The 25,217-nt window shown below is 58.3% G+C and carries 22 protein-coding genes and 1 riboswitch; of the genes, 14 read left to right on the top strand and 8 right to left on the bottom strand.

Going from position 1 to position 25,217, the window contains the following annotated elements; translation table 11 throughout:
* Positions 1 to 128: 128 nt before the first annotated feature.
* Both BBDE_RS06600 and BBDE_RS06595 read right to left on the bottom strand, forming a co-directional pair.
* A complete protein-coding gene (locus BBDE_RS06600) occupies positions 129 to 1,154 on the bottom strand; it encodes an adenosine deaminase (protein WP_003839759.1) in 1,026 nt (341 codons plus the stop codon).
* A 37-nt stretch (positions 1,155 to 1,191) separates the two neighbouring features.
* Positions 1,192 to 1,659 carry a D-aminoacyl-tRNA deacylase gene (locus BBDE_RS06595; RefSeq protein ID WP_003839761.1) on the bottom strand — a complete coding sequence of 156 codons (468 nt, stop codon included), beginning with the start codon at positions 1,657 to 1,659 and terminating at the stop codon, positions 1,192 to 1,194.
* Positions 1,660 to 1,874: 215 nt separating this feature from the next.
* Here BBDE_RS06595 and BBDE_RS06590 point away from each other — a divergent pair, with 215 nt between their 5' ends.
* The 7 genes from BBDE_RS06590 to dtd all read left to right on the top strand — a co-directional run bounded on the left by BBDE_RS06590 (position 1,875) and on the right by dtd (position 8,066).
* Entirely contained in the window at positions 1,875 to 2,243 is a 369-nt protein-coding gene (locus BBDE_RS06590) for a metallopeptidase family protein (protein ID WP_012902245.1), read from the top strand.
* Positions 2,244 to 2,627: 384 nt separating this feature from the next.
* A complete protein-coding gene (locus BBDE_RS06580) occupies positions 2,628 to 3,575 on the top strand; it encodes a zinc-binding dehydrogenase (protein WP_003839768.1) in 948 nt (315 codons plus the stop codon).
* Positions 3,576 to 3,800: 225 nt separating this feature from the next.
* Positions 3,801 to 5,243, top strand: a complete 1,443-nt coding sequence (locus BBDE_RS06575) for an APC family permease (protein ID WP_228369678.1) — start codon at positions 3,801 to 3,803, stop codon at positions 5,241 to 5,243.
* A 90-nt stretch (positions 5,244 to 5,333) separates the two neighbouring features.
* Positions 5,334 to 6,140, top strand: a complete 807-nt coding sequence (gene ucpA / locus BBDE_RS06570; RefSeq protein WP_003839772.1) for an SDR family oxidoreductase UcpA — start codon at positions 5,334 to 5,336, stop codon at positions 6,138 to 6,140.
* A gap of 212 nt (positions 6,141 to 6,352) precedes the next feature.
* On the top strand, positions 6,353 to 6,706 hold the full coding sequence (locus BBDE_RS06565) for a hypothetical protein (RefSeq protein WP_003839776.1): 354 nt from the start codon (positions 6,353 to 6,355) through the stop codon (positions 6,704 to 6,706).
* A gap of 74 nt (positions 6,707 to 6,780) precedes the next feature.
* Complete coding sequence (locus tag BBDE_RS06560; RefSeq protein WP_003839778.1) at positions 6,781 to 7,374, top strand: TetR/AcrR family transcriptional regulator; 594 nt, start codon at positions 6,781 to 6,783, stop codon at positions 7,372 to 7,374.
* 212 nt (positions 7,375 to 7,586) lie between these two features.
* Positions 7,587 to 8,066 carry a D-aminoacyl-tRNA deacylase gene (dtd, locus tag BBDE_RS06555; protein WP_003839781.1) on the top strand — a complete coding sequence of 160 codons (480 nt, stop codon included), beginning with the start codon at positions 7,587 to 7,589 and terminating at the stop codon, positions 8,064 to 8,066.
* Between the two features lie 23 nt (positions 8,067 to 8,089).
* On the opposite strand, the gene BBDE_RS06550 is transcribed toward dtd, so the two are convergent.
* Complete coding sequence (locus BBDE_RS06550) at positions 8,090 to 8,464, bottom strand: DUF488 domain-containing protein (RefSeq protein WP_003839785.1); 375 nt, start codon at positions 8,462 to 8,464, stop codon at positions 8,090 to 8,092.
* A gap of 142 nt (positions 8,465 to 8,606) precedes the next feature.
* Here BBDE_RS06550 and BBDE_RS06545 point away from each other — a divergent pair, with 142 nt between their 5' ends.
* The 3 genes from BBDE_RS06545 to BBDE_RS06535 all read left to right on the top strand — a co-directional run bounded on the left by BBDE_RS06545 (position 8,607) and on the right by BBDE_RS06535 (position 11,995).
* Positions 8,607 to 9,599 carry a D-2-hydroxyacid dehydrogenase gene (locus BBDE_RS06545; RefSeq protein WP_012902240.1) on the top strand — a complete coding sequence of 331 codons (993 nt, stop codon included), beginning with the start codon at positions 8,607 to 8,609 and terminating at the stop codon, positions 9,597 to 9,599.
* A gap of 180 nt (positions 9,600 to 9,779) precedes the next feature.
* The gene (locus BBDE_RS06540; RefSeq protein WP_003839786.1) at positions 9,780 to 11,165 is read left to right on the top strand and encodes an MATE family efflux transporter; all 1,386 of its coding nucleotides are present in this window, start codon (positions 9,780 to 9,782) and stop codon (positions 11,163 to 11,165) included.
* A 107-nt stretch (positions 11,166 to 11,272) separates the two neighbouring features.
* Positions 11,273 to 11,995 (top strand): potassium channel family protein, encoded by a 723-nt coding sequence (locus tag BBDE_RS06535; protein WP_003839788.1) that lies wholly within the window; start codon positions 11,273 to 11,275, stop codon positions 11,993 to 11,995.
* Between the two features lie 63 nt (positions 11,996 to 12,058).
* Here BBDE_RS06535 and BBDE_RS06530 read toward each other — a convergent pair whose 3' ends face one another.
* Complete coding sequence (locus tag BBDE_RS06530) at positions 12,059 to 12,958, bottom strand: GmrSD restriction endonuclease domain-containing protein (RefSeq protein WP_407921652.1); 900 nt, start codon at positions 12,956 to 12,958, stop codon at positions 12,059 to 12,061.
* 152 nt (positions 12,959 to 13,110) lie between these two features.
* Here BBDE_RS06530 and BBDE_RS06525 point away from each other — a divergent pair, with 152 nt between their 5' ends.
* From BBDE_RS06525 to tenA, 4 genes are all read left to right on the top strand, one after another.
* Positions 13,111 to 13,947: a MazG nucleotide pyrophosphohydrolase domain-containing protein gene (locus BBDE_RS06525; RefSeq protein WP_003839792.1), complete on the top strand. Its 837-nt coding sequence runs from the start codon at positions 13,111 to 13,113 to the stop codon at positions 13,945 to 13,947.
* 162 nt (positions 13,948 to 14,109) lie between these two features.
* Complete coding sequence (locus BBDE_RS06520) at positions 14,110 to 15,546, top strand: C1 family peptidase (RefSeq protein ID WP_003839794.1); 1,437 nt, start codon at positions 14,110 to 14,112, stop codon at positions 15,544 to 15,546.
* A gap of 22 nt (positions 15,547 to 15,568) precedes the next feature.
* The gene (locus tag BBDE_RS06515; RefSeq protein WP_003839796.1) at positions 15,569 to 19,420 is read left to right on the top strand and encodes a DEAD/DEAH box helicase; all 3,852 of its coding nucleotides are present in this window, start codon (positions 15,569 to 15,571) and stop codon (positions 19,418 to 19,420) included.
* A gap of 78 nt (positions 19,421 to 19,498) precedes the next feature.
* A riboswitch (TPP riboswitch) is annotated at positions 19,499 to 19,604 on the top strand.
* Positions 19,605 to 20,357, top strand: a complete 753-nt coding sequence (gene tenA / locus BBDE_RS06510) for a thiaminase II (protein ID WP_003839798.1) — start codon at positions 19,605 to 19,607, stop codon at positions 20,355 to 20,357.
* Between the two features lie 140 nt (positions 20,358 to 20,497).
* On the opposite strand, the gene BBDE_RS06505 is transcribed toward tenA, so the two are convergent.
* From BBDE_RS06505 to BBDE_RS06490, 4 genes are all read right to left on the bottom strand, one after another.
* Positions 20,498 to 20,803 carry a YhbY family RNA-binding protein gene (locus BBDE_RS06505; RefSeq protein ID WP_003839799.1) on the bottom strand — a complete coding sequence of 102 codons (306 nt, stop codon included), beginning with the start codon at positions 20,801 to 20,803 and terminating at the stop codon, positions 20,498 to 20,500.
* Between the two features lie 106 nt (positions 20,804 to 20,909).
* Complete coding sequence (locus tag BBDE_RS06500) at positions 20,910 to 22,268, bottom strand: metal-dependent hydrolase family protein (protein WP_003839801.1); 1,359 nt, start codon at positions 22,266 to 22,268, stop codon at positions 20,910 to 20,912.
* Between the two features lie 42 nt (positions 22,269 to 22,310).
* On the bottom strand, positions 22,311 to 24,614 hold the full coding sequence (locus tag BBDE_RS06495; RefSeq protein WP_003839803.1) for an energy-coupling factor transporter ATPase: 2,304 nt from the start codon (positions 24,612 to 24,614) through the stop codon (positions 22,311 to 22,313).
* Positions 24,614 to 25,216: an ECF transporter S component gene (locus tag BBDE_RS06490; RefSeq protein WP_012902234.1), complete on the bottom strand. Its 603-nt coding sequence runs from the start codon at positions 25,214 to 25,216 to the stop codon at positions 24,614 to 24,616. The genes BBDE_RS06495 and BBDE_RS06490 overlap by 1 nt, the downstream gene beginning before the upstream one ends.
* Position 25,217: the final 1 nt, after the last annotated feature.

Below are 25,217 nucleotides of genomic sequence, written 5' to 3'. Positions count from 1 at the left end.
GATACGTGCAACTGTACGTTGCTGACTTGCCTTTTCATGATCATCGAAACCGCCGGCCGACATGTGCGCGAATCCGGCCTTTGTGCGTGCGAAGCCAGATGATGGTCTTCTGGACTTCGGCTCAAGAGCTAAAGATGGATGCGCTTCCAGTCGGCCAGAGCGTTGGCGTAAGTGGTTTTCTGCTCAGGGGTTGCGAATGAGGACTTCAGAGAGTATTCCGCGATGGTGGCCAACTCATCCAAGCTCATGCCGGTCCGTGCCATGGCGATGTAATTGTCGCCGATATATCCGCCGAAGTAGGCGGGATCATCGGAATTGAGCGTCACCTTCACACCAGCGTCGAACAGTTGGCGTACCGGAAGATCGGCCACGTCCCGCACCACCTGCAGACGATGGTTTGACAACGGGCACACCGTCAACGCGATTCCATCACGGGCAATTCGTGCCACCAAATCGCCATCGGTGGCGGTGCGAACGCCATGATCGATGCGTTCGACATGCAGGGAGTCCAACGCCTGACGGACATAATCGGCCGGGCCCTCCTCGCCGGCGTGCGCGACGAGATGCAGGCCAAGTCGCGCCGCACGCTCATATACATGACTGAACAGTTCCGGCGGATATCCGACTTCGGCGGAATCCAAACCGATACCGAGCAGGTCCCCGGCCCGTGAAGCCGCGGTATCAAGCAACGCCTCGGCTGAATCGACGGGCATATCCCGGATGATGCACATGATGAGCCCGCCATCGATGCCGAAACGTTCATGACCGATGCGAAGACCCTCAAGCAGGCCATCGAGCACCACATCAAAATCGAGACCATTATTCATGTGTACCTGAGGATCGAAGAAAATCTCCGCCCGCCGAACGCCATCGGCATTCGCCCGTGCCAGATAGGCGAGCATGAGGTCGGTGAAATCCTGCCTGGTGCGCAGCACGGACATGAGTTGGTAGTACAGGTCTAGGAACGACTGAAGATTCTCGAACTCATAGTGTGTCTTGAGATCGTCAAGATCAGCGAACGGCAGGTTGATGTTGTTACGTTCGGCCAGTTTCAGGGCCAGTTCCGGCTCGAGGGTGCCTTCGATATGCAGATGAAGCTCCGCTTTCGGCAGCTTACGCAGTGCCTGTTCGGTGGCCGGGCTGATGTGAGTCATGCGAATCCTTTCGTGTGTTGCGATGGAGGTCCGTCGGCTAATCGGAAATGAGCGTGAACTGAAATGGACCGTCGACGATGGAGCCAATGCGCATGCGAGCGCCATATCGGCCTTCATATACGGGAACGTTGCCCGAGCGGAGAGCTTCGTTGAAGCGGATCCATGTGAGATTGGCATGCTCGTTGTCGGTATCTTCGGCAACGAGTTGGGGACGTCCCGTGGCGGGGCTGTGCAAAGAGGTGAGCGGTTGTGGAATGGATAGGATTTCTCCTCGGATTTCCTGCACGGATTGAGGAAGCGAACCTTGCGGTCCGTCGAAGCAACGCAGTGTGAGGACGCGGTTCGCCATCATGTCAATCGTGGGTTCGTCATCGTCGGGTTCGATTTCGACGGTCAACAGTAGGCCAAGACCGATTTGCTGCACGTCGAACGTCGGATCGAGCGTACCGAGGTCGTTCAAAACGGCGATGCTCGCTTCATTCACGCGTTGCACGGAAATTCTCATTGTTCCAGTATAGGTTGTCGGCAGTGCTTTACACGGACTGTGATCAGCGAATTGTGGTCGCGGGATTGCGGGTTGCGGGGCGGGCCGGACGATGGGGATTCATGGTGCTGCCTTGCTGCCGCGCTCTCGTCGGGGAGGGGATTCCTCCAGTGACTGGAGAAAATCGGACGCAAAGAGAGGTGCAAGCCTGTAAGACAGCTGCTAAAGTCGGCGACATGAAGATGAGCGACGACGAGTTCGAGCGGGCCATCGAAGACGCGCTCGCGGGTATTCCCGACAGGTTCAAGCAGGTGCTGGAGAATGTGGGGATCGCCATGGCGCAGGAGCCGAACGAGCGGGAGTTGGGCACGATGTGCGACGCGGGCGGCGAACTGCTGGGACTGTACGAAGGAATCGCCATCACGCGGCGAACCGCGGCCTACAGCGGTGTGATGCCGGACGTGATCACTATTTTCAAGGGCCCGCACGAGCGGGTATGCGCCACCCGTGCGCAAATGGTCGAGCAGATCCGCAAGACCGTGCTGCACGAGATCGGCCACTACTTCGGCTTCGACGACGCCTACCTGCACGCGCATGGCTATTAGAGGCCGCTACAAGAAGACGCACGCAAGGCCGTGTTTCGGCACGGAATAGGATTCATCCGGAATCGTTCGGAACGTCTCATTGTCGACGAGGCGCAATACGTGCCGGATCTGTTCCCCATGATTCAAGTGGCAGTGGGAAAGCAGCAGGGCGCTCCCGAGCCGCAGCGCCACGTGGTCCTACGCATCAACGGATTTTCAGGCGCGAGGCGCTTACGCGCATTCTGTAGCGGGATGGCTGAGCCGCTGACATGAGCCAGGGGAGTGACATGACTGTGTTCTCTTTGGTTTTCCGAGGGTTGGCGAGTAGCGTAGAACCTGAATCGCAATGGGGCGGTTCGTGAATGCACGGACGCACGATAGCGTCGGCAATGCAAAGGAGCGAATATGAAGTCTTGGAGATTCACTGGAACGAACGAACCATTGAGATTGGAAGAACTGCCGGAACCGAGTGCCGGGCCGGGCAAGGTCGTCATCGATGTGAAGGCGGCTGGCATTTGCCATACCGATGTCGGCATTCTGACTGATCCCGGTTGGATGACCATGCTCGGCCAGGTGCCGGTGACGCTTGGCCATGAGGATGCCGGTGTCATCAGCGCGGTCGGCGACGGTGTCACCGACTTCAAGGTCGGTGACCGTGTAGCAATCTGCCCGACCACGTCGGCAGGATGCCCCGGCTCATCGTTTGATGGCGGTTTCGGGCCGAAAATCGTCATAGGGACCGAAGCATTGGTGCGCATCCCGGATGAAGTCGATTTTGTGAACGGCGCCGCCGCAACCGATGCGGGCATGACATCCTATGCGGCGGTGGTCCGCCGAGGTGGCGTCAAGGCGGGAGACAAGGTCGGCATCATCGGACTTGGCGGGCTTGGCCAAATTGGCGCGAGAGTGGCGTATCTGCTTGGTGCGGAAGTGTATGTGGCTGAAATCAAGGAGGACATCTGGCCGCTTGCCAAGGAACTCGGCGCGGTGGACGTACGTAGATCCATCAAGGACTTCAACGACGTAAAGTTCGATGTCATCATCGATTTCGCGGGCTTTGGCACCACTACGGCGGACGCGGTGGACGTCATCGGACTGGGTGGTGTGGTCGTGCTCGTCGGCATGGGCAAGCTGGAGACCACCATCGATTCAAAGTCGCTTATCGTCAATCAGTGTGATCTGCGTGGCTCAAACGGAGGCACTCCCGACGATATTCGCGGCGTTTACGAGCTGATGCGTACCGGAAAACTGTCGCCCGTCACCACCTGCATCAGCTTCGACGAGGTTCCGCAGGCTATCGAACGGCTCGAAGCGGGCGATGTGAAGGGCCGGCTCGTCATCAGATACGAGTAAGAGCACCGTCTGCCCGCCGATGGAACCGGTTGACGCTTCGGCTCGTCGGTTCCTTGCTTCGACGGGCTAGCCGGGCAGACGGGCTGGCCGGCCCGTCGGCGACTGGACCCGATGCATAAAGAGCCCTAACATTACTTAAGTGATGATGGACGATAACCGGCAATGATGCCGCATGGTTCCGTCTTCACCGGATATTTTTCGGCTGATATTTTCAAAGGAGAAAGTATGGCGGACAATCGCATGAAACAAAAGGAGAGACCTCCATCCGCAGAAGGCAACGGCCTGCAGAAAAGTCTGAAACTCATCTTCGTCTACACGGTGGCGACCGGCTCGATTTTCACCTACGTAAGCTATTGGGATTCCGTATTTTTCAGCTATTGCGGGGCGGGAACGTTCCTCGCCTTCGCGCTGATGACGGTTGCGATTCTTCCGACGGCACTCGTCTACAGTGAAATCTCACCGTTGTTCAAAACGGCGGGCGGCGAGCTCATCTACAATACGGTCGGCTTTAACAAGCATGTCGGCTTTCTGGCATCCTGGCTTATCATGGCGGCTTGGATTTCCGTGCCGCCGGCCGTGGTCATGGCCGTGGCGACGTTCATCAGCAAACTCTTCAACCTGAATCTGAATTTCCAGACCACCGTGATCATCGGCGTCGTGTTCCTGTTGCTCATCTTCATCATGAGTCTGCAGGACGTGCAGTTCCTGGTCAAAGCACAGGCGTTCTGCCTGTTCGCCAATATTGCCACCACGCTTATCACCGCAGCGCTGATCCTGACTTCCGGTCATTGGAGCATCGCCAATCTGGCGGACATGTTCTCGTTCAGTTCGAAGGCTTCGACGCTTGGCATTCCGGCGTGGATCATCGGCATGGCATTGCTCATCACGCCCTATTTCGGTTTCGAAACCGTGCCTCAGATGGTGGAAGAGGGTGACTTCCCCATCAATAACACGAAGAAGGCCATCTGCGGATCCGTGCTCACCTGCGGTGCGATCTACACGATCTTTTTCTTCTGCGTGGCCGGTCTCGCACCGGTCAAGGATCTGCTTGCCGGCGATGACGCGAACGGTTTCATGACCATCACCGCCATGCAGAATCTGCTGGGATGGAAATTCTGGCCGATCGTGTACGGCTGTATTTCCATCCTGCTGGGGATGACCGCTTCGATTCTGGGATTCTGGATGTCCACCGTACGCATGCTCTATTCGATGGGCAAGAAAAACTTTCTGCCGGAAGTGTTCACCAAGGTCAACAAGCATCAGCAGCCGATTCTGCCAAACATCTTCCTGCTAGCCATCAGCCTGACCTTCATTCTCCTGCAGAATGCGGGCAGCTTCATGAACGACTTCTTTAACCTCATGTCGTTCGGCTGCGCCTGCGCCTATGCGCTGACGATGATCTCGGCCGTGCGTATTCACCATAGGCATCCCGAATGGTATGCGAACAACAGGAACGTGGTGCCAGGCGGTGACCTGTTCCGTGTGCTCGCCATGGTGATCATGGTGTGCATCGCGTTCTTCTGCACACTCGGACAGGGCGTAGGATCGTGGATTTCCTTCGCCGTATATCTTGGCATCGGCGTGGCCATCTGGCTGTGGATGGTGCTGGTCCGGTGGAGGAATTCCAAGGTCGTCATCGAAACGTTGGACGGCGAGGTCGAGTTCTGAACCGGCTCTGCGCATCACGGCCGTAACGGCCAAAAGGCAACTGAAGAACAATCCGTCGTGAAACCGAACCAAGCAAACAAAGGAGTAATCATGGTTCAACCGAAACTCGAAGGCAAAGTCGCCATCATCACCGGAGCCGCGGCAGGCTTGGGCGAGGGAATCGCGCAAGTGTACGCCAAGTACGGTGCGAAGATCTGCATGGTCGACCTGTCGGCCGATGTCGACAGGACTGCGGACAAGATCCGTGAGATGTATCCGGATGCCGACATCGTGACCGTCATGGCCAATGTGGCCGATAAGGATCAGATGATCGCGGCCGCCAGAACAACGGTGGACGCTTTCGGTCCGATCGACATCGCCTGCTGCAATGCCGGCGTATGTCGGCTTGCGCCATTCGAGCAGATGCCTGACGAGATGCGTGATTTCCACATCGACGTGAACATCAAAGGCGTATGGAACACCTGCCAGGCGGTAGTGCCGTACATGTTGGAGAACGGTGGCGGCGCGATCGTGATCGCCTCTTCCGTGACGGGCGACATCGTGGCCGATGCCGGTGAAGCGGCCTACGCCATGACCAAGGCCGCACTCGTGGGGCTGACCAAATGCCTGGCAGTGGAATACGCCGACCGCAACATCCGCGTCAACTGCTCGCAGTTGGGCTATGCGCGCACCCCGATGGTGGAGAAGATGGCGGTCGAATCCAATCCGGACAATCCGGAATCCGCCATCAACGACATTGCGGTCGGCGTGCCGATGAAACGACTGGCCAAGCCGACCGAAGTGGGCGAACTGTTCGCCTTCCTAGGCTCCGACGAGGCCAGCTACATCACCGGCGCACAAGTGGTCATCGACGGCGGTAGCACACTGCCGGAGACCATGAGCATCGGCACCAACTGAATCGCCGCATAATGACGGTGCGGAGCATACGGAACGTTCCCGAATCTTCAAGGGGCGGATCCCCATGCCCGCACCGTCATCCGGCCGTGGCCTGTGCCGGCTACATTTCTGAAATCAACACAAAGCACTGTCGGTGTCGTTCGGCTCGCTGATCTTCACGGATATCATGAAACCGTCACATTAAGACCATCAAACGAAAGAGACGGAAAGCCATGGACACCGATAAGATTTACGCGGAACAACTCGCCAACGAATACGCGCCGAAGGACACGTCCAAGGTGGTCGCACTCCGCAAGCTGGACAACAGGGCGAAGCTCCCAGCCACGGTTTTCACCTACACATTTGGCATAATATCCGCATTGGTGGCCGGTGTGGGAATGTGCCTTTCCATGAATGTCATCGGCGGCGGCACAACCGTTGCCTTCGTCCTCGGCGTAATCGTCGGCATCATCGGACTGTTGGGGATGGGCGTCAATTATCCCATCTACAAGAAGCTGCTGGCACAAGGTAAGCAGAAATATGCCTTTGAAATCATGGAACTGGCGAAAGAAATAAGCGAGAAGTAATACATGAAACGGGCAAGGGCGATTTTTCGAAGGCTGCTGCATGGCAGGATCCCAAGAAAGAAGACGGAACGCATTTGAACAAATCGGAAAGCAAGTATTTCGCAACGGCCGACAGGATGGACGAGGCGCTTCTGAAGCTTCTCGAACGGAAGGACCTCGCCTATATCACGGTCAAGGAGGTCTGTGAGGTGGCTGGCGTCAACCGTTCCACATTCTATCTGCATTATGAGTCGATGACGGATCTGCTGTCGGAGAGCGTCGGATATATGAACGACCATTTCCTCATTCATATGAACAGGGATGTGGAAGCCTTTGCCACGAAACTGCGCACCTGTCCGGTGGACGAGCTGTATCTCGTCACGCCGGAATATCTGACGCCGTACCTGAGCTATATCAAGAAAAACAAGAGACTGTTCCGCGCGGCCATGAACAACGCGGCGGCGCTGGGGTTGGATAAAAACTACGATCGGATGTTCTTCCATGTGTTCACGCCGATCCTTGACCGTTACCATGTGCCGAACCAGGACAGACGCTACATCATGGCGTTTTATATTCAAGGGTTGATGGCGATCGTCTCGGAGTGGCTCAGGCATGATTGCGCCGATTCTATTGAATACGTCATAGGGGTGATTCAGCGATGCATGCAGCATGGTGAGGAGGGACTATGAAAGCCGGTATCCATCGAAGAAAAGAACGGGTTGAAATTCAATAACCGCCAATGCCGGAGGCCGGGGATAACGACGTTCCGGTTCAAAACCTCCATTCCGGTATGTGCTGTACGGATGGGGTGACAGGATGGAATAATACGATGCCACTGGGCAAAACCGAACAATGAGCGGTGCATCCGTTACCACGACGAGGAATGAGGTGTGAAAGAGGCATGCGTATTGTGCTTCAGAAAGTCAGCGACGGGTCCGTGGATGTGATTGATGAACTCACCGGCGAACGGGATCCCACCTTCGAACCACAGCGGATCGGCGTCGGATATGTGCTGCTTGTCGGCGCAGAGGATTCGGACGGCGCCAAGCAGATCGCGTGGCTGGCGCACAAGATCTCGAATCTGCGTGTGTTCGAAGACGACAACGGCAAAATGAACCGTTCCATTCACGATGTGAACGGCTCGATCCTTTCCATCTCGCAATTCACGTTGTATGCGGACGTGCGCAAAGGCAATCGCCCAAGCTTCGTGAAGGCAGGGTCGCCGGACCATGCCGACAAGGTGTGGCGGCAGTTCAACGAAACACTGCGGGCCGAAGGCCTTGCGGTGAAAGAAGGCCGTTTCGGAGCCCACATGCGCGTGAACTTGACTAACGACGGTCCCGTGACCATCATCTTCGATACGGACGAACTGGGAGTCTGACACCGTTCACCGGCAACGGTGGGTCACAGATGCTCGGCGATCCAGTCACGTAGGATGACGGCGTGGTTGCAAGCGGGATCCTTGGCGGCATAGAGCAGGGTGACGTTTCCTGTTCGCAGATGGTCGCGCACGTCCGACACGAATTCGGCGGCCTCATCGCGCCCGTCAAGCTGCTCGATGTACCGTGCCTTGAACTCGTCGAATTTAGCGGGGTCATGAGCGAACCACTTGCGCAGGTCCGTGGTGGGCGTCACCTCCGTTTTAGCCCAACGGTCAAGATCCGCACGCTCCTTGGAAACGCCGCGCGGCCACACCCGATCCACCAGAACACGGTAACCGTCGGTCGGCTGCGCGGAATCATATATGCGTTTGATCTGAAGAACATGCGACTGCGCCATGCAACCCATGCTAGATGTCCCGAATGATGGGATCGAGACAATTTCTCTGGCTGCGAACCACAGTCGTCAGAGAGCTGCACAAGACCGAAAAATGAGACTGCATTTGAGACAGTTATCTGGTGCTCACTCTAGGGTTAGGACCATGGGAATTGAGAACAATCACAAGCTCATCGTCAACTGTCTGCCGTTGACGGAGTCGGAGAAGGCGCAATTCACGCGTGCGGCCAGGGGAGTGCCGCAGGAATTCGTAGGCGACTCGACGCAGCGGGGGAGTATGAACTGGAGCGCCCGCATCCCGAAGGAATTCCGTGCATCGGTGACTGCGATCATCGGAAACGTACCGCCGGAGGAATGCTCGCAATGCCCCAGACTCGAATGGCTGCAAACCTGGAGCGCCGGCGTCGACAAATACCAGCGGCCCGACGTACTGCAACCCGGATCCATGCTCACCAACGCTTCCGGCGCATACGGGCAGAGCGTATCCGAGCACATGTTCGCCATGATGTGGGCGCTCATGAAGAACCTACACGTCTATGCCGGCAATCAAGCCAACGCAGACTGGACTGACGCGGGCCGTGCATTAAGCCCATCGGGCATGACCGCATTGGTGATCGGCACCGGCGACATCGGCTCGCACTTCGCCAGACTGTGCAAGAGCGTCGGCATGGAAACCATCGGCGTACGACGTAACCCATCCGTCGAAGCGGAAGGCATCGACCACACGATAGGCTTCGAATCACTCGAACAGGCATTGCCATACGCCGACGTCGTCGCCATGAGCGTGCCGTCCACACCGGCCACGCACCATCTGCTGAATGCCGATCGACTGGCACTGCTCAAACCCGAAGCGCTGGTACTGAACGCGGGCCGAGGCGATGCCATCGATTCCGAAGCCCTTGCAGCGGCGCTCACGGGCAACGAGCTACGGGGTGCCGGCCTCGACGTGACCGAACCTGAACCGTTGCCGGCCGACTCGCCATTGTGGCATGAACCGCGCTGTCTCATCACCCCGCATGTGGCGGGCGGCAACCATCTGGAAGTGACGGAACGGCGCATCATCGCCATCGCATTGGGCAACGTGCGCTGCTACGCCAACGGTCAGTCGCTCGACAATCGCATGCCTTTGAAAGGCTGAGGATTCGCCGCTGGAAATCAGCCATAGAATATTACCCAAAAGATCCATACGGACAATCCTGATAACCCATGTCGCCGCGGATTGAGGAATTCCCTGATGTATCCCTGACTCGCTCCGTGGACGATTTCGTCTCGTCGATTGACGAATGTCCCGCTTAGGGTTGTACCCTCTACACCTGATATGGATAACGAACTGTTTGAGAAGGCGCCGATTCCGCGCGCATACATGACCTTGGCCATACCCGTCGTGCTGAGCATGATGGTCACCCTCGTCTACAACACCGTGGACACCTACTTCATCGCGCACACCGGCAACACCGACATGGTGGCCGGCGTGTCCATCGCGACACCGGTATTCACCGTGATGATTGCGCTTGGCGACATCTTCGGACTCGGCGGAAGCTCCGTAATCTCGCGCCTCTACGGCAAAGGTCGTTTCGATGACGGCCGGCGACTGAGCGTGTTCTGCTTTTGGGGAGCCGTGCTCACCGGCATCATCGTCATCATATTGGGCCTGACGTTCCACGATCCGATCCTCACGATGCTTGGGGCCGACGATTCCACATGGCGGTATGCCTCGCAGTTCTATTCGCTGATCATTCTCGGATCGCCGTTCATCATCGTGTCGATGACGCCAAGCAATCTACTGCGCACCGAAGGCTTCGCAGGCCCCTCCGCGGTCGGTTCGATCGCCGGAACCGCCATCAACATCTGCCTGAACCCGCTGTTCATCCACGTGTTCGGCTGGGGCGCGGCCGGTTCCGCAGGCGCGACCGTCATCGCCAACATCTGCACCGACCTCTACTTCGTGTGGTTCCTGCTCAAACGCAGCCGCAACCTATCCATCGATCCACGGCTCATGTTCCGAAGCGGACATCTCGATATCAGCAGGCAGGAGGCAAGCGGCATCTTCGCCATCGGCATTCCGGCATCCGTTACCAATCTCATGCAAAGCCTTGGCATTGTCATGGTCAACCTCTTCCTGCTGCCATACGGCAACGATGCGGTGGCGGCCATGGGCATCGCATTGAAGATCGTGATGATCGCCGTGATGATTCTCGTGGCGTTCGCCTTCGGCGGCCAGCCGCTCATCGGCTATAACTATGGTGCCGGAAACATGAGTCGGTTGAAGGCATTGCTGAAATTCGCATACTCGTTCCTCGGCATGCTCGCATTGGTCATGACCGCGGTGCTGATCGCCTGCGCTCGCCCGTTGATGGGATTCTTCAGCACCGACACCGGCATCGTCGATCTCGGCACCGGCATGCTACGTGTGCAGCTGCTGAGCACCGTATGCGTGTCGGTGGTGCTCGTGACCACCTGTACGTTCCAATCCGCGGGCAAGGCTCTGGGCGCACTGCTACTGTCCGTCAGCCGTCAGGGCGTGATGCTCGCCATCACCTTGTTCGCAGGCAGCGGACTCGCCGGATATCATGGGGTCATTGCCGCGCAGGCCTTCGCCGACCTGCTCACTGCGGTCCTTGCCGTCGTATTGGCTGTGATTCTTCTGCCTGAGTTGCGTGGCCGAAAGGCCGAAAGCCGGAAGATCGCCCTCGTCGATGAATGATGCCAGCCATGCGTAAGGCTCAGGCCGGGCTCGACGCCGAAAGAATGCCCGTATGATGGCATTAGGGAGGAAAGGCGGGAGCTGTGACGTTGAACAAATGGCAACGAATGACCGAATGGCCGCTGACCGTACTGGCATTGGTGTTCCTGCTCGCGTATTCATGGGAGGTGCTGGCACGGACGCATGTCTCCCTGTGCGAAACCACGATCAACGTCATCTGGATCGTGTTCATCGTCGACTACGTCGTTTCGATTTCGCTGGCGCACGATAGGAAGACCTGGTTCAAGAACAACCTGCTGTTGCTCGTCTCGATCATGCTGCCGATTTTCAGACCGCTGAGACTGCTGCGACTGGTGGCTGTGTTGAATGTGCTCAATCGCACCAGCGGCATGGCGGTACGTGGTCGCATCACACTCTACGTATGTTCCAGCGTGGTATTGCTGATCTACGTCGGTTCGCTTGCGGAATTGGATGTGGAACGTAATGCTCCGGGCACTACCATCACCGATTTCGGCAAGGCCATATGGTGGGCGTTCGTCACCACCACGACGGTCGGCTATGGCGACATGTCTCCGGTGACATGGCAAGGCAAGTGCATCGCCGTGGGTCTTATGATCGCCGGCATCGCCCTGATCAGCGTCATCACCGCAACGCTCGCGTCATGGATCGTCGACCGGGTGAGCGATGAAGCCGATAAGCGTGCCAATGAGACGGAATCGGAAACCACGCGGCTGAGCAGCAACGTCGCCGAACTGACCGACGCCGTCAACCGACTGCGTGACGATATCGCGAAACTGCGCGAATCCCCAACAGCAGATGACAGGCGATAACAAGTGATGCCGGACGGAGTCCAACTTCCGTCCGGCATCACTTACGAGTGAATCGGTTGTTCGCTATTCGCAGGCAACCCCATCATGGTCACGGTCCAATGCGGAACGATAGCCCGGCTGACCTTGATAGATCGGTGCCGCCCCGGCGGCACGCGCGGCGGAGCAATTCTGGTAGTAGACATCGGAACTGTCGTTTTGCTGTACTTGAGGAGCCGGAGCGGGTTGTTCGGTTTGCGTCTGAGACTGCTCCGTCTGCTCGGTGGAGGGCTGCTCGGTTTGAGTAGGCTCGGAGGAAGGTTCCTGAGTCGGTTCGGCGGTTGCGGTCTGAGGCTGTTCGCCGGTGTTCGTGCCGGTATAGTCGGGAACGGCCTGCGTCGGACAGGAGCCCAGCACCTTATTCATCGCTTCCTTCTCCGCCTGAGTGACCCACAATGAATACTTATGCTTCACGCCGATCTGGCGTGCCACGTACTCGCAGCGGAAGCTTGTGTTGGAGGGCAGCCACGTAGCCGCATCACCATCGGATTTTTTCTGATTGGCGGATCCGTCTACAGCTAGCAGATTATACGGGTCGTTGGCGAGTTCGGTTCGCTTGCTCTTACTAAGCTTCTGTGCGCCCTTCTGCCAGGCGTTGCTTAAGGAAACCACATGGTCGATTTGCACGGCGGTAGAGGTTTTCGCGCCTTTCTTAAACTTGATTTCCTTACCGGTATACGGGTCCTGCAGCTTGCCGGATTTGACCACGCAATCCTGCGTATGCGATTTATGCTTTACTTTCGTCAAATCACGGTTAAGAATGTCATTGCGTGTATCGCATCCGTTATGGTCGACATCCTTCCAGGCTTCACCGAACTGTGCCCGCTTGTACCCGGTCTTCGGCGCACGACCCTTGACGGTAAGTGTGTCAAGTACATCGGTGGCGAGCTCGCCGGCGCCGGTATCATCGGTAGCCTCTGCGGCCATGGAGTAGTCGGCATGATAGCCTGCGGCGAAGCCGATCGACAGCAGACAAGCCATGCTCACGGCAATCAGACGACGTATTACTGCATTGTGGTAACGCACGGGTTCCTCTTTCTCATCTCATGTTCCCTGAAGTCATCGTAGACTGATTCCGCATGAAGGCACGCATCGGCATGAAAGCGGCGGCAGTGATGATTCGGTCGGGACGTGCGGCAAGAATCGGCGTTATGACTCAAGCTGCATGTGACGCGTACGAACTTCCCGAAGGATTCGAGTATTGCTCAAAGCTGAATCCGGTAATCGAAGCGGTCTCCGCCTTGGATCGTGTCAAGGCCGTGGTGCGAATACTGCACGAGCCGGGCGGCTGCCCGTGGGACGGTTCGCAGACGAACCGATCCCTGCTCAAACCTCTGCTCGAGGAAACCTATGAGTACATCGACGCGGTCGAAACCGACGACCGCGAGAACATGCGCGAGGAACTGGGCGATATGCTCCTGCAATCCGTGTTCCAGGCACAGGTGTGCGCGCATGACGAGACCGATCCATTCGGCATCGATGAGGTATGCGACCGCTTGGTCGACAAGCTCATCACCCGCCATCCGCACGTATTCATGCCCGATGATGCGGTTGCAACGGAATCGGATGCTCCGAAGTCCGCTGAAGAGACGCTGCAATTATGGGAGAGGATGAAACAGAAGGAGAAGCAACGCAAGTCGGTGCTCGAAGGTATCTCACACGCCCAAGGCGCACTGCCAAGAGCCGCCAAAGTCGTTTCACGCGTCGCCAAATCAGCGAACCGGACCCAACTCGAACAGGCATACACCGTCGAGTCGCAGCCGTCCGATACCGGCCACGACCACCAGTACGCCGACCGGATCATCGCGATACTGCGTGACGCCCAGCGCAATGGCGTCGACGTGGAATCAGAGCTACGCTGCAGATTGCGCGATCTGGAATGCGCCATCGAACGAATCGAAAGCGAAAATCGATGACCGCAGACCCCGCAGTCTGGCATGACCTGAAATTCCGTGGCACGTTCCGCGACTGCCTACCAGCGGAGAATCCTGAGCTCCTCCGACGACTACAGGTGCGAAGGTCACATTCATGTGGCCGCCGCCCGCCGCAAGTCGGGGCATACGACGACAATCAACGGCATGATCGAATCCAATGACACCAACGAAAAGGCAATCGACAGACAACTGCTCAAACGGTACGCCAAAGACTTCAACTCCGATCGGGCCAACCTCGTGGCCGCCAATGCGGCCGTCTCCGCCGGCGTACTCGAAGCGGCCACCGACTACAAGGGACAGCGCTCGCTGCCGCGTGACTTTTCCATCGAGCTGAAACAGGGGTCAATCACCAACCAGCGTCGTTCCGGCCGTTGCTGGATGTTCGCCTCGCTCAACACGCTGCGCTACGAGCTCATGCATACGTGGAACCTCGACGACTTCGAATTCTCGGAAACATACCTGTTCTTCTGGGATGCGATGGAGAAATCCAACACGTATCTGGAAAACGTGCTCGCCACACTCGATGAGCCGACCGATAGCCGTATCTTTCAGGAGATCAACGATGGTCCGGCCGATGATGGCGGCTGGTGGCAAATGTTCGCCGCCTTGGTGAACAAGTACGGGCTCGTTCCGAAGAACGCATACCCGGAGTCCGCGAATTCCAAGGATTCCGACGCCTTCAAACAGTATCTCAACTCCAAACTACGTGAGTTCGCGGCCGATCTGCGTGATAGGCATGCGGCCGGTACGCCGATCGACGAGCTTCGTACGCTGAAAAACGAGGACATGTCGACCGTATACCGCATGTGCGCGATTGCGTTGGGCGAGCCGCCGGAGACATTCGATTTTCTGGTGCGCACCAGTGACGACGATAAGAAGGACGCCGGTTCCGACGGGATAGGTTCCGACAAGAAGGCTGACAAACCGAAATCCGGCAAGGACGAGCGCAGGCAGATTCGCGAATTCGGCATCACTCCGATCGAATTCTATAGGAAGTACGTGCCGCTCGACGTGAACGACCTGGTCACCCTATGCAACGTTCCGATGGAATCCCGCTCATTCAATACGCGCTACCGCATCCGTTTCACCGCGAACGTCGCTGAGGCGGGTGACATGGAATTCATCAACGTGCCGCTCGACGCGTTCAAGAAGGCGGCCATCGATCAGATCAGCGCCGGGCATCCGATCTGGTTCGCCTGCGACTGCACGCAGTTCTCCCTGCGTTCCGCGGGATACTTCGACCGCGACAGTGTGCGCGTGGACCAACTGTTCGGCACCGAATTCACCTTCGATAAGGCGCAAGGCCTTGAATACGGCGATTCTCCGAGCAACCACGCCATGACCTTCACCGGCGTGAACCTTGACGGCGACGGCAGACCGAACCGTTGGAAGGTCGAAAACAGCTGGGGCAAAGACAACGGCGACGACGGATACTACGTGGCGTCCGACGCATGGTTCGACCGCTATGTGACTGAGATCATCATCCGCAAGGAATACCTCGATGAAGCCACCCGTTCGCTGCTTACCGCGGAGCCGGTGGAACTTGACCCATGGGAGCCGCTGACCAAGCGCTCCAGATAACGGCGGCACCGTCGACAACATAATGGCAGAGCGAGGCGAAAGGCGAAAAGTGCCAGGCGAACTCACGTGGCTTTCCGACGAACTGCATAGCGAATGCAACACGGCGGTGCTTCAGCGTGCCCGCGGCATCACCAACCAATGGCGCGCCAAGATGCGGGATCTGTACTGTCTGAACGATCCTGAAGCGGACCGTATCACACTGAGCGCCTCCGTACGCGGCACCACTTCGCCTTCCAGCAACTACACGGTGCAAGCCACCGTCGATATGGGCGACCAGCTGCTGCTCGCACGCTACTGCAGCTGCCCTGCCTTCGCAGGCGCCGATTCCGCTCACGACAGAGGATACCGCGACAGCTTCGGCTATCGTAGTTTCTCCGATGACGACGAAATCTACGATTACGAGGATGCCGATTACGACGATTTCGGCAGGGAACCCGCATTCGGTCACGTGGACGACGGCAACGATGATGCCGACGCCTACCAAAGCCCACACGGCTTCGGCCGGAGATCCCGTCGAAGCGCCGACGGACGTTCCGCTGGAACCGGATCCCGCTATACCGGCATGTGCAAGCACCTCGCCGCAATGATCATGCTGTTCGTGCAAACCCCGGAACGTTTCCACGGCTACCAGCCGGGCAATGCCACCCCACGATACATCGCCGACTACATGAGGCGAATCGATGCCGAACGACATACGTCGAACAAGGACTCCCAGCTCGACCTGCTTAAACGCATCGCCAATGCGAAACAGCGATTGGGCGAAGAACAAGGATGGCTGGCGCCCGACCACCATGGCAAAGCGGGCGGTTCCCACAACGACGGCCCGGCCATCGTGCTGCCGGGCAGCGTGCATCTTGAACCGACGATCACGCTCACCGAAGGAACGACCTGGTCGCTGAGCCTGCGCATCGGCCACGACAACACCTCGTACGTTCTGAGAAACATCTCGAGATTCGTATCCAACATGCGAACGGGAGCCTATGAATCATATGGGCGTAAGCTGGCCTTCACCCATACGCCGGATATGCTCGACCGGTTCTCGCAAAGCGTCCTGACATTGCTCAACCGAGTACTCGCTACACGTGCCATCTCACAGATGCAAAACCGATACTCCTACGGTGATGCCGTAACCGTGCAAAGAGACCTGCTCCTCACCGATTGGGAGGTCTGTGACCTGCTCGACCTGCACGACGCATTGCCATTACCCCTCCCAAACGGAGAGGCATCGGAGAACACGCATGCCATGGAGACTGACGACATCGCAGGGCCGGCGCAACACAAGCCCACGTCCATCATGGTCGCCTCCGGACTGAGCCATGCCGGCGAACTCAACATCATCGAAGGAAATCCGGCGTTCGGCTTCAACGTATCGTACGAACGTCACGGTGAAGATCGCGGCATACGCATCATCGCCGACAAGGTGATCATGGGCACGGTAACGGGCCAACACAGCCGTTATATGATCTGCGCCCAGACCAATGGCTACGCAGATACCGCACTCTACCGTTGCTCCGCCGCAATGGAACCGGCATTCGGCCAGCTCTCCTCACTATGCGTAGGCGATCCGGACGGCGTATTCATCGCCGAAGAGGACTGGCCCATGTTCGCACGCACCATACTTCCCGCGCTCGCCGACGCCGGCATCGGCTTGCATGTGCCGCAGGAAGTCGCCTATGCGATCGGTGCGGAATGCCGGATTGAATATTATCTGGACCGTGACCTGTACGGAATGACCTGTGAAGTCGTGGCACGATATGGGGACTTCGTATTTCAGCTGGTCCCCGCAGCCAAGGAGTTGCGTGGCGTCGTCAACCCCGACTCCACATCCAAGGCTTCGCTGGTCAAGCGCGATCAGGAATGTGAGACGCTCGCTGTGCAAGTGGCGCGTCAGCTGTTTCCGACATGGAGCGCCACCGATCCGGCGCGTGTCAGGGAAGAGGATGAAGACGCCATTCTGCTGCTGATCACCGAAGGTGTGGAGATTCTCAAATCGATGGGTCAGGTGTTCTCCACTGCCGCCTTCGACGGCTTGATGTCTCCGTCGAAGCCGAGCGTCAAGGTCGGGTTGTCGGTCGAATCGAACCTTGTCGAGATTTCGCCGATCGCCGACGAAGTACCGATGAACGAGGTCGGTGCACTGCTTGACAGTTATCGGCGCAGACGTCGCTACCATCGGCTGCACGACGGCACCTTCGTGGATCTGCGGGATGCCGATTTGGGTGAACTCGATCGTATTGCCTCGGATCTTGACCTGACCGGAACGCAACTTGACGGCGGAACCATCGCCATTCCGGGCTATCAGGCGTTTCTACTGGACGCACAGGTGCCGGATGAACGCAAAAACGCATCCTTCACCTCGTATGTCAACGATGTGAAGATCATCGATCCGAGTCGCTATGAGGTACCGCAAGCGTTGCGCAACGTGCTGCGGCCATATCAGGCGGAGGGATTCCGCTGGCTTTCCACATTATGGGACAAGGGATTCGGTGGCATTCTCGCCGATGAGATGGGCCTGGGCAAATCCGTGCAACTGCTTGCCCTTGTCGAGGCACGTAAGGGGAATGGCCCGACGCTCATCGTCTGCCCGGCATCGCTCGTCTACAACTGGGCCGCGGAATGCGAGAAATTCACTGCCGATCTTACCGTGGAGGTCGTGGCCGGCACCAAGACGGAACGCCGCAACGTGCTGCGGCGGCTACGGGCAATGGCGAAATCGGAGTCCTCGTCATCCTCCGTTTCCGAGGCATCCTCCGAAAGCGAGGACGGTCCGGACATACTCATCACATCCTACGATCTGTTGCGTCGCGATATCGACGAATACGCCGGCTGCAGGTTCGCATGCATGGTGCTCGACGAGGCGCAATACATCAAGAACCACGCCACCAAGGTGGCGAAAGTGGTCAAGCAGGTGAACGCCGCGCATCGCTTCGCATTGACCGGCACGCCAATCGAGAACCGTCTGAGCGAACTGTGGAGCATCTTCGATTTTCTTATGCCGGGGCTGCTGGGCACTTATACGCGATTCCGCGAACGGTACGAGCAGCCGATTCTGGCGCCCGGTCCGGAACAGTCCGTCATGGCTGACAAGTTGCGGGCGTTGGTCGGCCTGTTCATCAAACGACGGTTGAAAAAGGACGTGCTTACCGATCTGCCCGACAAGTTCGAGAACGTCGTGACCGTGAAGCTGGCGGGGGAGCAACGCAAACTGTATGCGGCGCACGAACAGCGGCTACGCGCCGCACTCACCAAAACACGGGATGCCGATTTCAACACGAGCAGGATTCGCATTCTTGCGGAATTCACGTTGCTGCGCGAGCTTTGCTGCGATCCTCGGCTGGTGTATGCGGACGCGAAAAACGGCTCGGCCAAGCTTGAAGCCATCGACGATTTGGTGGCCAACTGCATGGATGAGGGCAAGAAGGTGCTCATCTTCTCGCAGTTCACGTCGTTCCTTGACCTGATTGGCGTGCGACTCGCCGAACACGGCGTTGCGTTCCATGCGATTACCGGTGAGACGCCGAAGAGGAAGCGCGTGGAGCTGGTGGATGAGTTCAATGGCGATGATGCGCCCGTGTTCCTGATCTCGCTCAAAGCCGGCAATACCGGCCTGAACTTGGTCGGTGCATCCGTGGTGATTCATGCCGATCCTTGGTGGAATGAGGCTGCACAGAACCAAGCCACTGACCGCGCACACCGCATCGGGCAGACACAGGACGTGAACGTGTACCGGATTGTGGCGAAAGACACCATTGAGGAGCGCATGCTGAAGTTACAGCGGGACAAGAGCCGGCTGGCACGGCAATTCACCGACGGTGGCGCTTCGGGCGGCGTCGGCTCGCTCACCAAGGACGATCTGCTTGATCTGCTGAGCTGACATAGGAGGCGACGTTCCGCGTTCGGCGGCACGTCACGGGAGCGAGATGGGGTGTCTGCCGGTATTGCCATAATGAACGGCGTAATGCAGGGGAACCCGTACAACCGGGTTGAGATAGGCGTAAGGCCTGACCCTTTGAACCTGATGGTTAATACCAGCGTAGGGAGGCATATCTTTGAGCGATATGATGTCTGCAATCAACAAACCATATGATCCGGCACGCGGTGTTCGGCTCGACAATCTTCCCCCATTCGCGCAGCGCATGCGCGAGGCGGCCGATCTGGTATGGGAGCAAGGCTACCGTCAGCCATTCCTGCGTGAGCTTGGCGAGGGTACGCTGCAACGTGAGAAGTTCGCCTTCTATTTGCTGCAGGATTACCGCTATCTCTCCGATTACGCCAAGGTGCACGCGTTGGCCCTGACCAAGACCGACGATACCGAGGTCATGCAGTTCATGGTCGGCGTGCAAAGCGCGATCTTCAACGTGGAGACCAACGTGCATCGCAAGTATATGGCCGGCTACGGCGTGAGTGAGGAGGAGATGGCCGGCGTGCGGCAATCCGCATTCGCACGCGCATACACGTCGAACATTCTTTCCATCGCCTATGGCAAGGAATTGGTCGACATTCTTGTGGCCGTGCTGCCGTGTGCGTGGGTATATGCCGACTATGGCCAGCGTCTCGCCCGTGAATTCGCGGACACGCTAGACGCCAACCCTTACAAGAGCTGGGTCGACATGTATAAGACCGAGGAGTTCTGGGAAGGCTCCGCATGGTTGATCGAACATATCGAACGGTTGGCCGAAGGACTGTCCGAAAAACGCAAACGGGAACTAATCGACATTTTCGTAACCGGTGTCGAAAACGAGTACATGTTCTGGTCCAGCGCCTACGACATGCAGTACACGTGGAAGCCCGAATGGGATCGGGGGCGCTGACGCCGCTGCGGTGCAGAGCCCGCTGACTTTCGATTGTTTGTTTTCATTGCAAAGGTGGGTTGGCATCCATTCCCGGATGCCAACCCACCTTTGTCTTCTCAGGAGTTTCCTTCCCGCGGATCTCCATCAGGGGAAGTCGCTTACTCGCGAACGAGCCGGATATGCTCCACGTCATCGCGTTGGGAACGGCGGTAGATCACGAACCGGTTGCCGATCACCTGCACAAGCTCCGCATCGAGCTGCTCGGCCAAGCCTTCGCCGGCCTCCTTTGCGGTCAGACCGGAACCGTCGAGCACGGAGCCCTTGATGAGCTCGCGTCGTTCGATGATGTCATCCGCCTGCTTGATGGCGTTCTCGCTCAAATCATTCTTGCCGACCTGAACGATCGGGTTGAGCTTGTTGGCCATGCCTCGCAACTGCTTGATCTGCTTTTTGGTAAGTGCCATATATGTTTCGCTTTCTCTGGGTAACTTTCCGCGTGCTGTCCGCGGCATCAAAGTCTTTCGATAACGCTCGCTCTACCATAGCGTGAGGTCGGTAAAACCCTGCATATCATGTACGTTCCATCGCCTCATCAAGCAGGCGGTCGATGTCATCGAACCGCTTGGCATGCGGATGCCATACGGGATGACCGGCGGCGATCACCAGCGCCGGACGGGCAAGTGCGGCGAGAGACTCCAGCGGATTGGCATCCAGCACCACCATGTCGGCGACCTTGCCATCCTCCAATGAACCGGTTGATGCGCACACGTTGAGAATCCGTGCATTCACGGCGGTGGCCGCATGGATGGCCTCGGCCGGTGTGAATCCGGCGAATTTCACCAGTAGCGCCAGTTCGCGCCACGTATTGTATTGCGTTACGAAAGTCATGGCGGTGTCGGTGCCGACGCCGACCGGAATGCCCGCGTCATGTGCGGCCCGGGCGCCGGCGATCATGCCGTCGACCACGAGTTTCGAATTCTCGGCCTGAATCTCGGTGATGCCGGTTACGTCGCGGCCGAATGCGCACAGCGGGAATCCTGCGGAAATCGTCGGCACCAGTGCGGAATGGCCGCGCAACGCATTCGGATTGTGCGTGAACAGTTCGATCAGCTCATCATCAAGGCGGCTGCCATGTTCGATGGTATCCACGCCAGCCTGCAACGCTCTGCGAACCCCCTCCGCGCCTTGCGCATGCGCGGCGACGATGATGCCTGCGTTGTGGGCCTCGTCGCAGATGGCGCGCATCTGTTCGATGGTCATCTGAGGGGAACCGGCCTCTCCGAGCACCTGGGAGTCGGTGACGCCACCGGTTGCGGCGATCTTGATGGCATTGACGCCATGTTCGATGTTCATGCGCGTATGCAGACGTGCCTCTTGCGGGGTTTCGCTTTCCAACGCGATCAGGGGAGCGCCATGGCCGTCGGGAATCGCCAGCAACGGTCCCGATGCCAGAACACGAGGGCCTACCATTTCGTTTGCGGCGATCTCATCGCGCAACGTCACGGACTCATAACCGATATCGCCCAGCGTACGGATCGTAGTGACGCCCGACTCCAGCAGCGTACGTATGCTCGCCTTCGCCATGGCGTTGACATATGGTCTGCCGAACGGCGAATGCACCATGGCCGCGATGATGCGCTGGCCTTTCGGCGTGGCCATCTTCGGATTCAACGGGCGTCCTTGCGAGAACAGGTGCGTATGCGCGTTAATCAGGCCTGGCATCGCATATTTTCCGGTACCGTCAAGATAATGGTATTCGTCCGGAACGGGGGTGTCGAAGCTTGGCGAGACCCGTTCGATCCGGCCATGCGCACCGACCAGAACCGTCATATCGGGCAATACGGTTCCCTTGGCATCTCCAACAATCAGACGTACGTGAGCCAGGGCGAACGGCTCGATAATCTTCGATATTCCTGACTTCATCGTCATCGCTGCTCCTTAATCGTCGCGATACCGCAGACGGAACAATCACTAGCATAACGCCGGCAAGGCGATCAACGCCGCAAGATAGGCGATGACTGCGGCGGCCGCAGCGATGTCACGTGCGGTGACGCGCATGACGCGCCAGTGAGTGCGTTCCACGCCTTCCTCATAGCAGCGTGCATCAAGAGCGAGACTCAGATTGTCGGCGTGCCGGATCGTGCCCGCGAACACCGGTATGATGATGGCCGTCATCGCCTTGATGCGTTGTGCGGGCGAACCGGTCTCTATGACGCCGCCACGCGCCGCCTGAGCGTCGACAATGGATTTCGCCTCGGTGCCGAGCGTCGGCAGGAAGCGTAGAGCCAGGCTCATGACGAGCGCAGTCTCCTGCGTATGCATACCGAAACGCTTCCAAGGCGACAGTAACGATTCGAAGGCGTCGGTCATTGCCGTCGGTGTGGTCGTGTTCAGGAATGTCGCTCCCAGCACGATGACTACGGCGAACCGGCAGGCGTACAACAGCGCGATGGTGATGCCGTCGTCGGTGATCGGGATCGGTCCCAGCTGAGCCACAGTCGTACCGGAACGTACGAAGAAGACATTGAGCAGGCCACAGCATGCAAACAACATCAGGAACATGTGCACGGATCTGAGCAATCGCCATGGATTGAGTCGGGCGGCGCCGATAATCATGCCGGTGAAGATTGCGGACAGTAGCAACTGCCGGCCGGAGTTGATGGCGAAGGCGGAGAACATCAGTGCGAGTGCGGATATCATCTTCACACGTGGGTCGAGACCGTCGATGAAGGACGGCTTGCGGCCGTCGCTCCGCCCCGATTTCATGGGTGCGGCCGCGGACGGATCCTGCTCGCCGTCATCAGACCGCGTCGTCGATGACGCTTGTGGTTCAAGCGTGATGGTGCGATCGGCGATGGCGTCGACCTCCGCTTGCGAATGCGAGATGATGAGCGTGGTCACGCCATCGTCGTGCAACGTGCGGATGAGTTCGTGCACGCGTACGGTCGCCTGTTCGTCGAGTCCGGCGGTTGGCTCGTCCATGATGAGTATGCGTGGATTGCGGGCGATCACACCGGCGATGGCCACGAGACGCTGCTGGCCTCCGGACAGATCGAACGGGGAGCGATCCTTCAGATGTTCGATATGCAAGAGCCGCAGGGACTGCTCGACCCGCTCCTGAACCTGTGCCTCGGTCAGGTGCTGATTGCGTGGGCCGTAGGCGATGTCATCGGCGACGGTTTCGGCGAATAGCTGCCGTTCCGGATGCTGCATGACGAAGCCAACGGTGGCACGGAGCTTTTCGCGGGCTTTGCGGTTGAGCGGCTTCGATGCGCCGGAGCCGACGGCTTGCGCAACGGTGATGCCGTCGATGATGATGGAGCCAGATTGTGGGGTCTCCAATGCGCAAAGCATGCGGGCCAAGGTGGTTTTGCCTGCACCGTTGCGCCCCATAAGCGCTATCGTCTCGCCCCGGTTGATGGTCAGCGAAAGATGCTCGAAGACGGATGAGTCGGCGTTCGGATAACGATAGGCGAGATCACGTACCTTGATGATGGGAGCGGATTGCGACGAAGCGCTTTCGGCCGGATTCCCAATCCGTCGGCGAGTGTCGGTCGAATGCGACGGGGGTGTAGGACGGTTTCCCTTGGAACCGGTGTCCGTCACGCGTCCCCGCTCCAGCCGGACCACACGATCGGCGTGCACGAGCTCGTCCATGTGATGCGTGACCAGGATGATGGTGGTGCCGCGTTCCTGCAGATCGTCGAGCACCCGCATGATGTCGGCGCGTGCCTGCGGGTCGAGCATGGCGGTCGGCTCGTCCAATACCAGCACTTGCGAATCCATGGCGAGCATGCCTGCAATCGCGACGCGTTGTTGTTGGCCGCCACTCAGCCTGGTCGGATCGGCCTTGCGGTAGTTCTGCATGCCGACGGCTTTCAGAGAAGCGGTGATCCTGGTCCCGATATCATCATGTGCGATTGCAAGATTCTCCGGACCGAAGGCGACATCATCCTCGGTGATCGTGGTGACGATCTGATCTTCCGGATGCTGGAAGACGGCGCCGATGCCATGACGGGCCGTGCGGTATGCGTCGGCATGGGTGCCGGAATCATCGAAGGCGACATTGCCGAGCAGCGTGACGGTTCCCGAATCGGGCGCGACCAGCCCGGCGATCACACGGGACAACGTGGATTTGCCGGAACCGTTCGCGCCGGTCAGACAGATGCGTTCGCCTTGCAGGATGGTCAGGTCGATGCCATCCAACGCCCAGGTGGCGCCGTGGTCATAGCTGAAGCGAACGTCATGCAGCTCGATGACGGGAGTGTTCGACATCAATGGTTCAGCAGGTTGGAGATCGGCTTGTAGACCAGGAAAGTGACTACGCCGTGGATCGTGAACTTCAATGCGTTGAACGGCAGGAGTGCCGGAATGATCAGTGCCACGACCTGCGCGGTGGTCATGTGCGCATAGAACGGCGTGACGATGATGTTACCTACGATCGCCGCCGCGAGCGCGATGATCGCGCCGACGACGATGCCGAGCAACGCGCCTTTGCGGGTCTTGTTCCTGCGGTAGATGAGCGAGGCCGGCACCGATAGCGCCAACGCCACGAGCACCGCCATCAGCGTACCCCACGGATTGGTAAACAGATGAGGGACGAAGCCGAGTACGCTCACGATCACGGCCGCCGAAGGGCCGAATGCGAAGCCCGCCACGAGGCAGACGATGCCCGACGGATCGTACTTGAGCCACTGCACGCCCGGGATGATCGGGAATTCTATGAGACTGACGGCCATGGCCAATGCCACGAACAACGCGTACATGGCGATGCGTTTGGTGGACCAGCGACCGGAATCGGCCACTCCCGTGGAATGCTCGTTGTCCGGTCGGGACTGGTTGTTGGACTGCTGCGCGCTATGCGAAGATACACTCATG

The sequence above is a fragment of the Bifidobacterium dentium JCM 1195 = DSM 20436 genome, from assembly GCF_001042595.1.
In the GTDB taxonomy this organism is placed as follows: domain Bacteria; phylum Actinomycetota; class Actinomycetes; order Actinomycetales; family Bifidobacteriaceae; genus Bifidobacterium; species Bifidobacterium dentium.
Note: the sequence above shows the minus strand (reverse complement) of the source record. Positions and strands in the feature narration are given on the sequence as shown.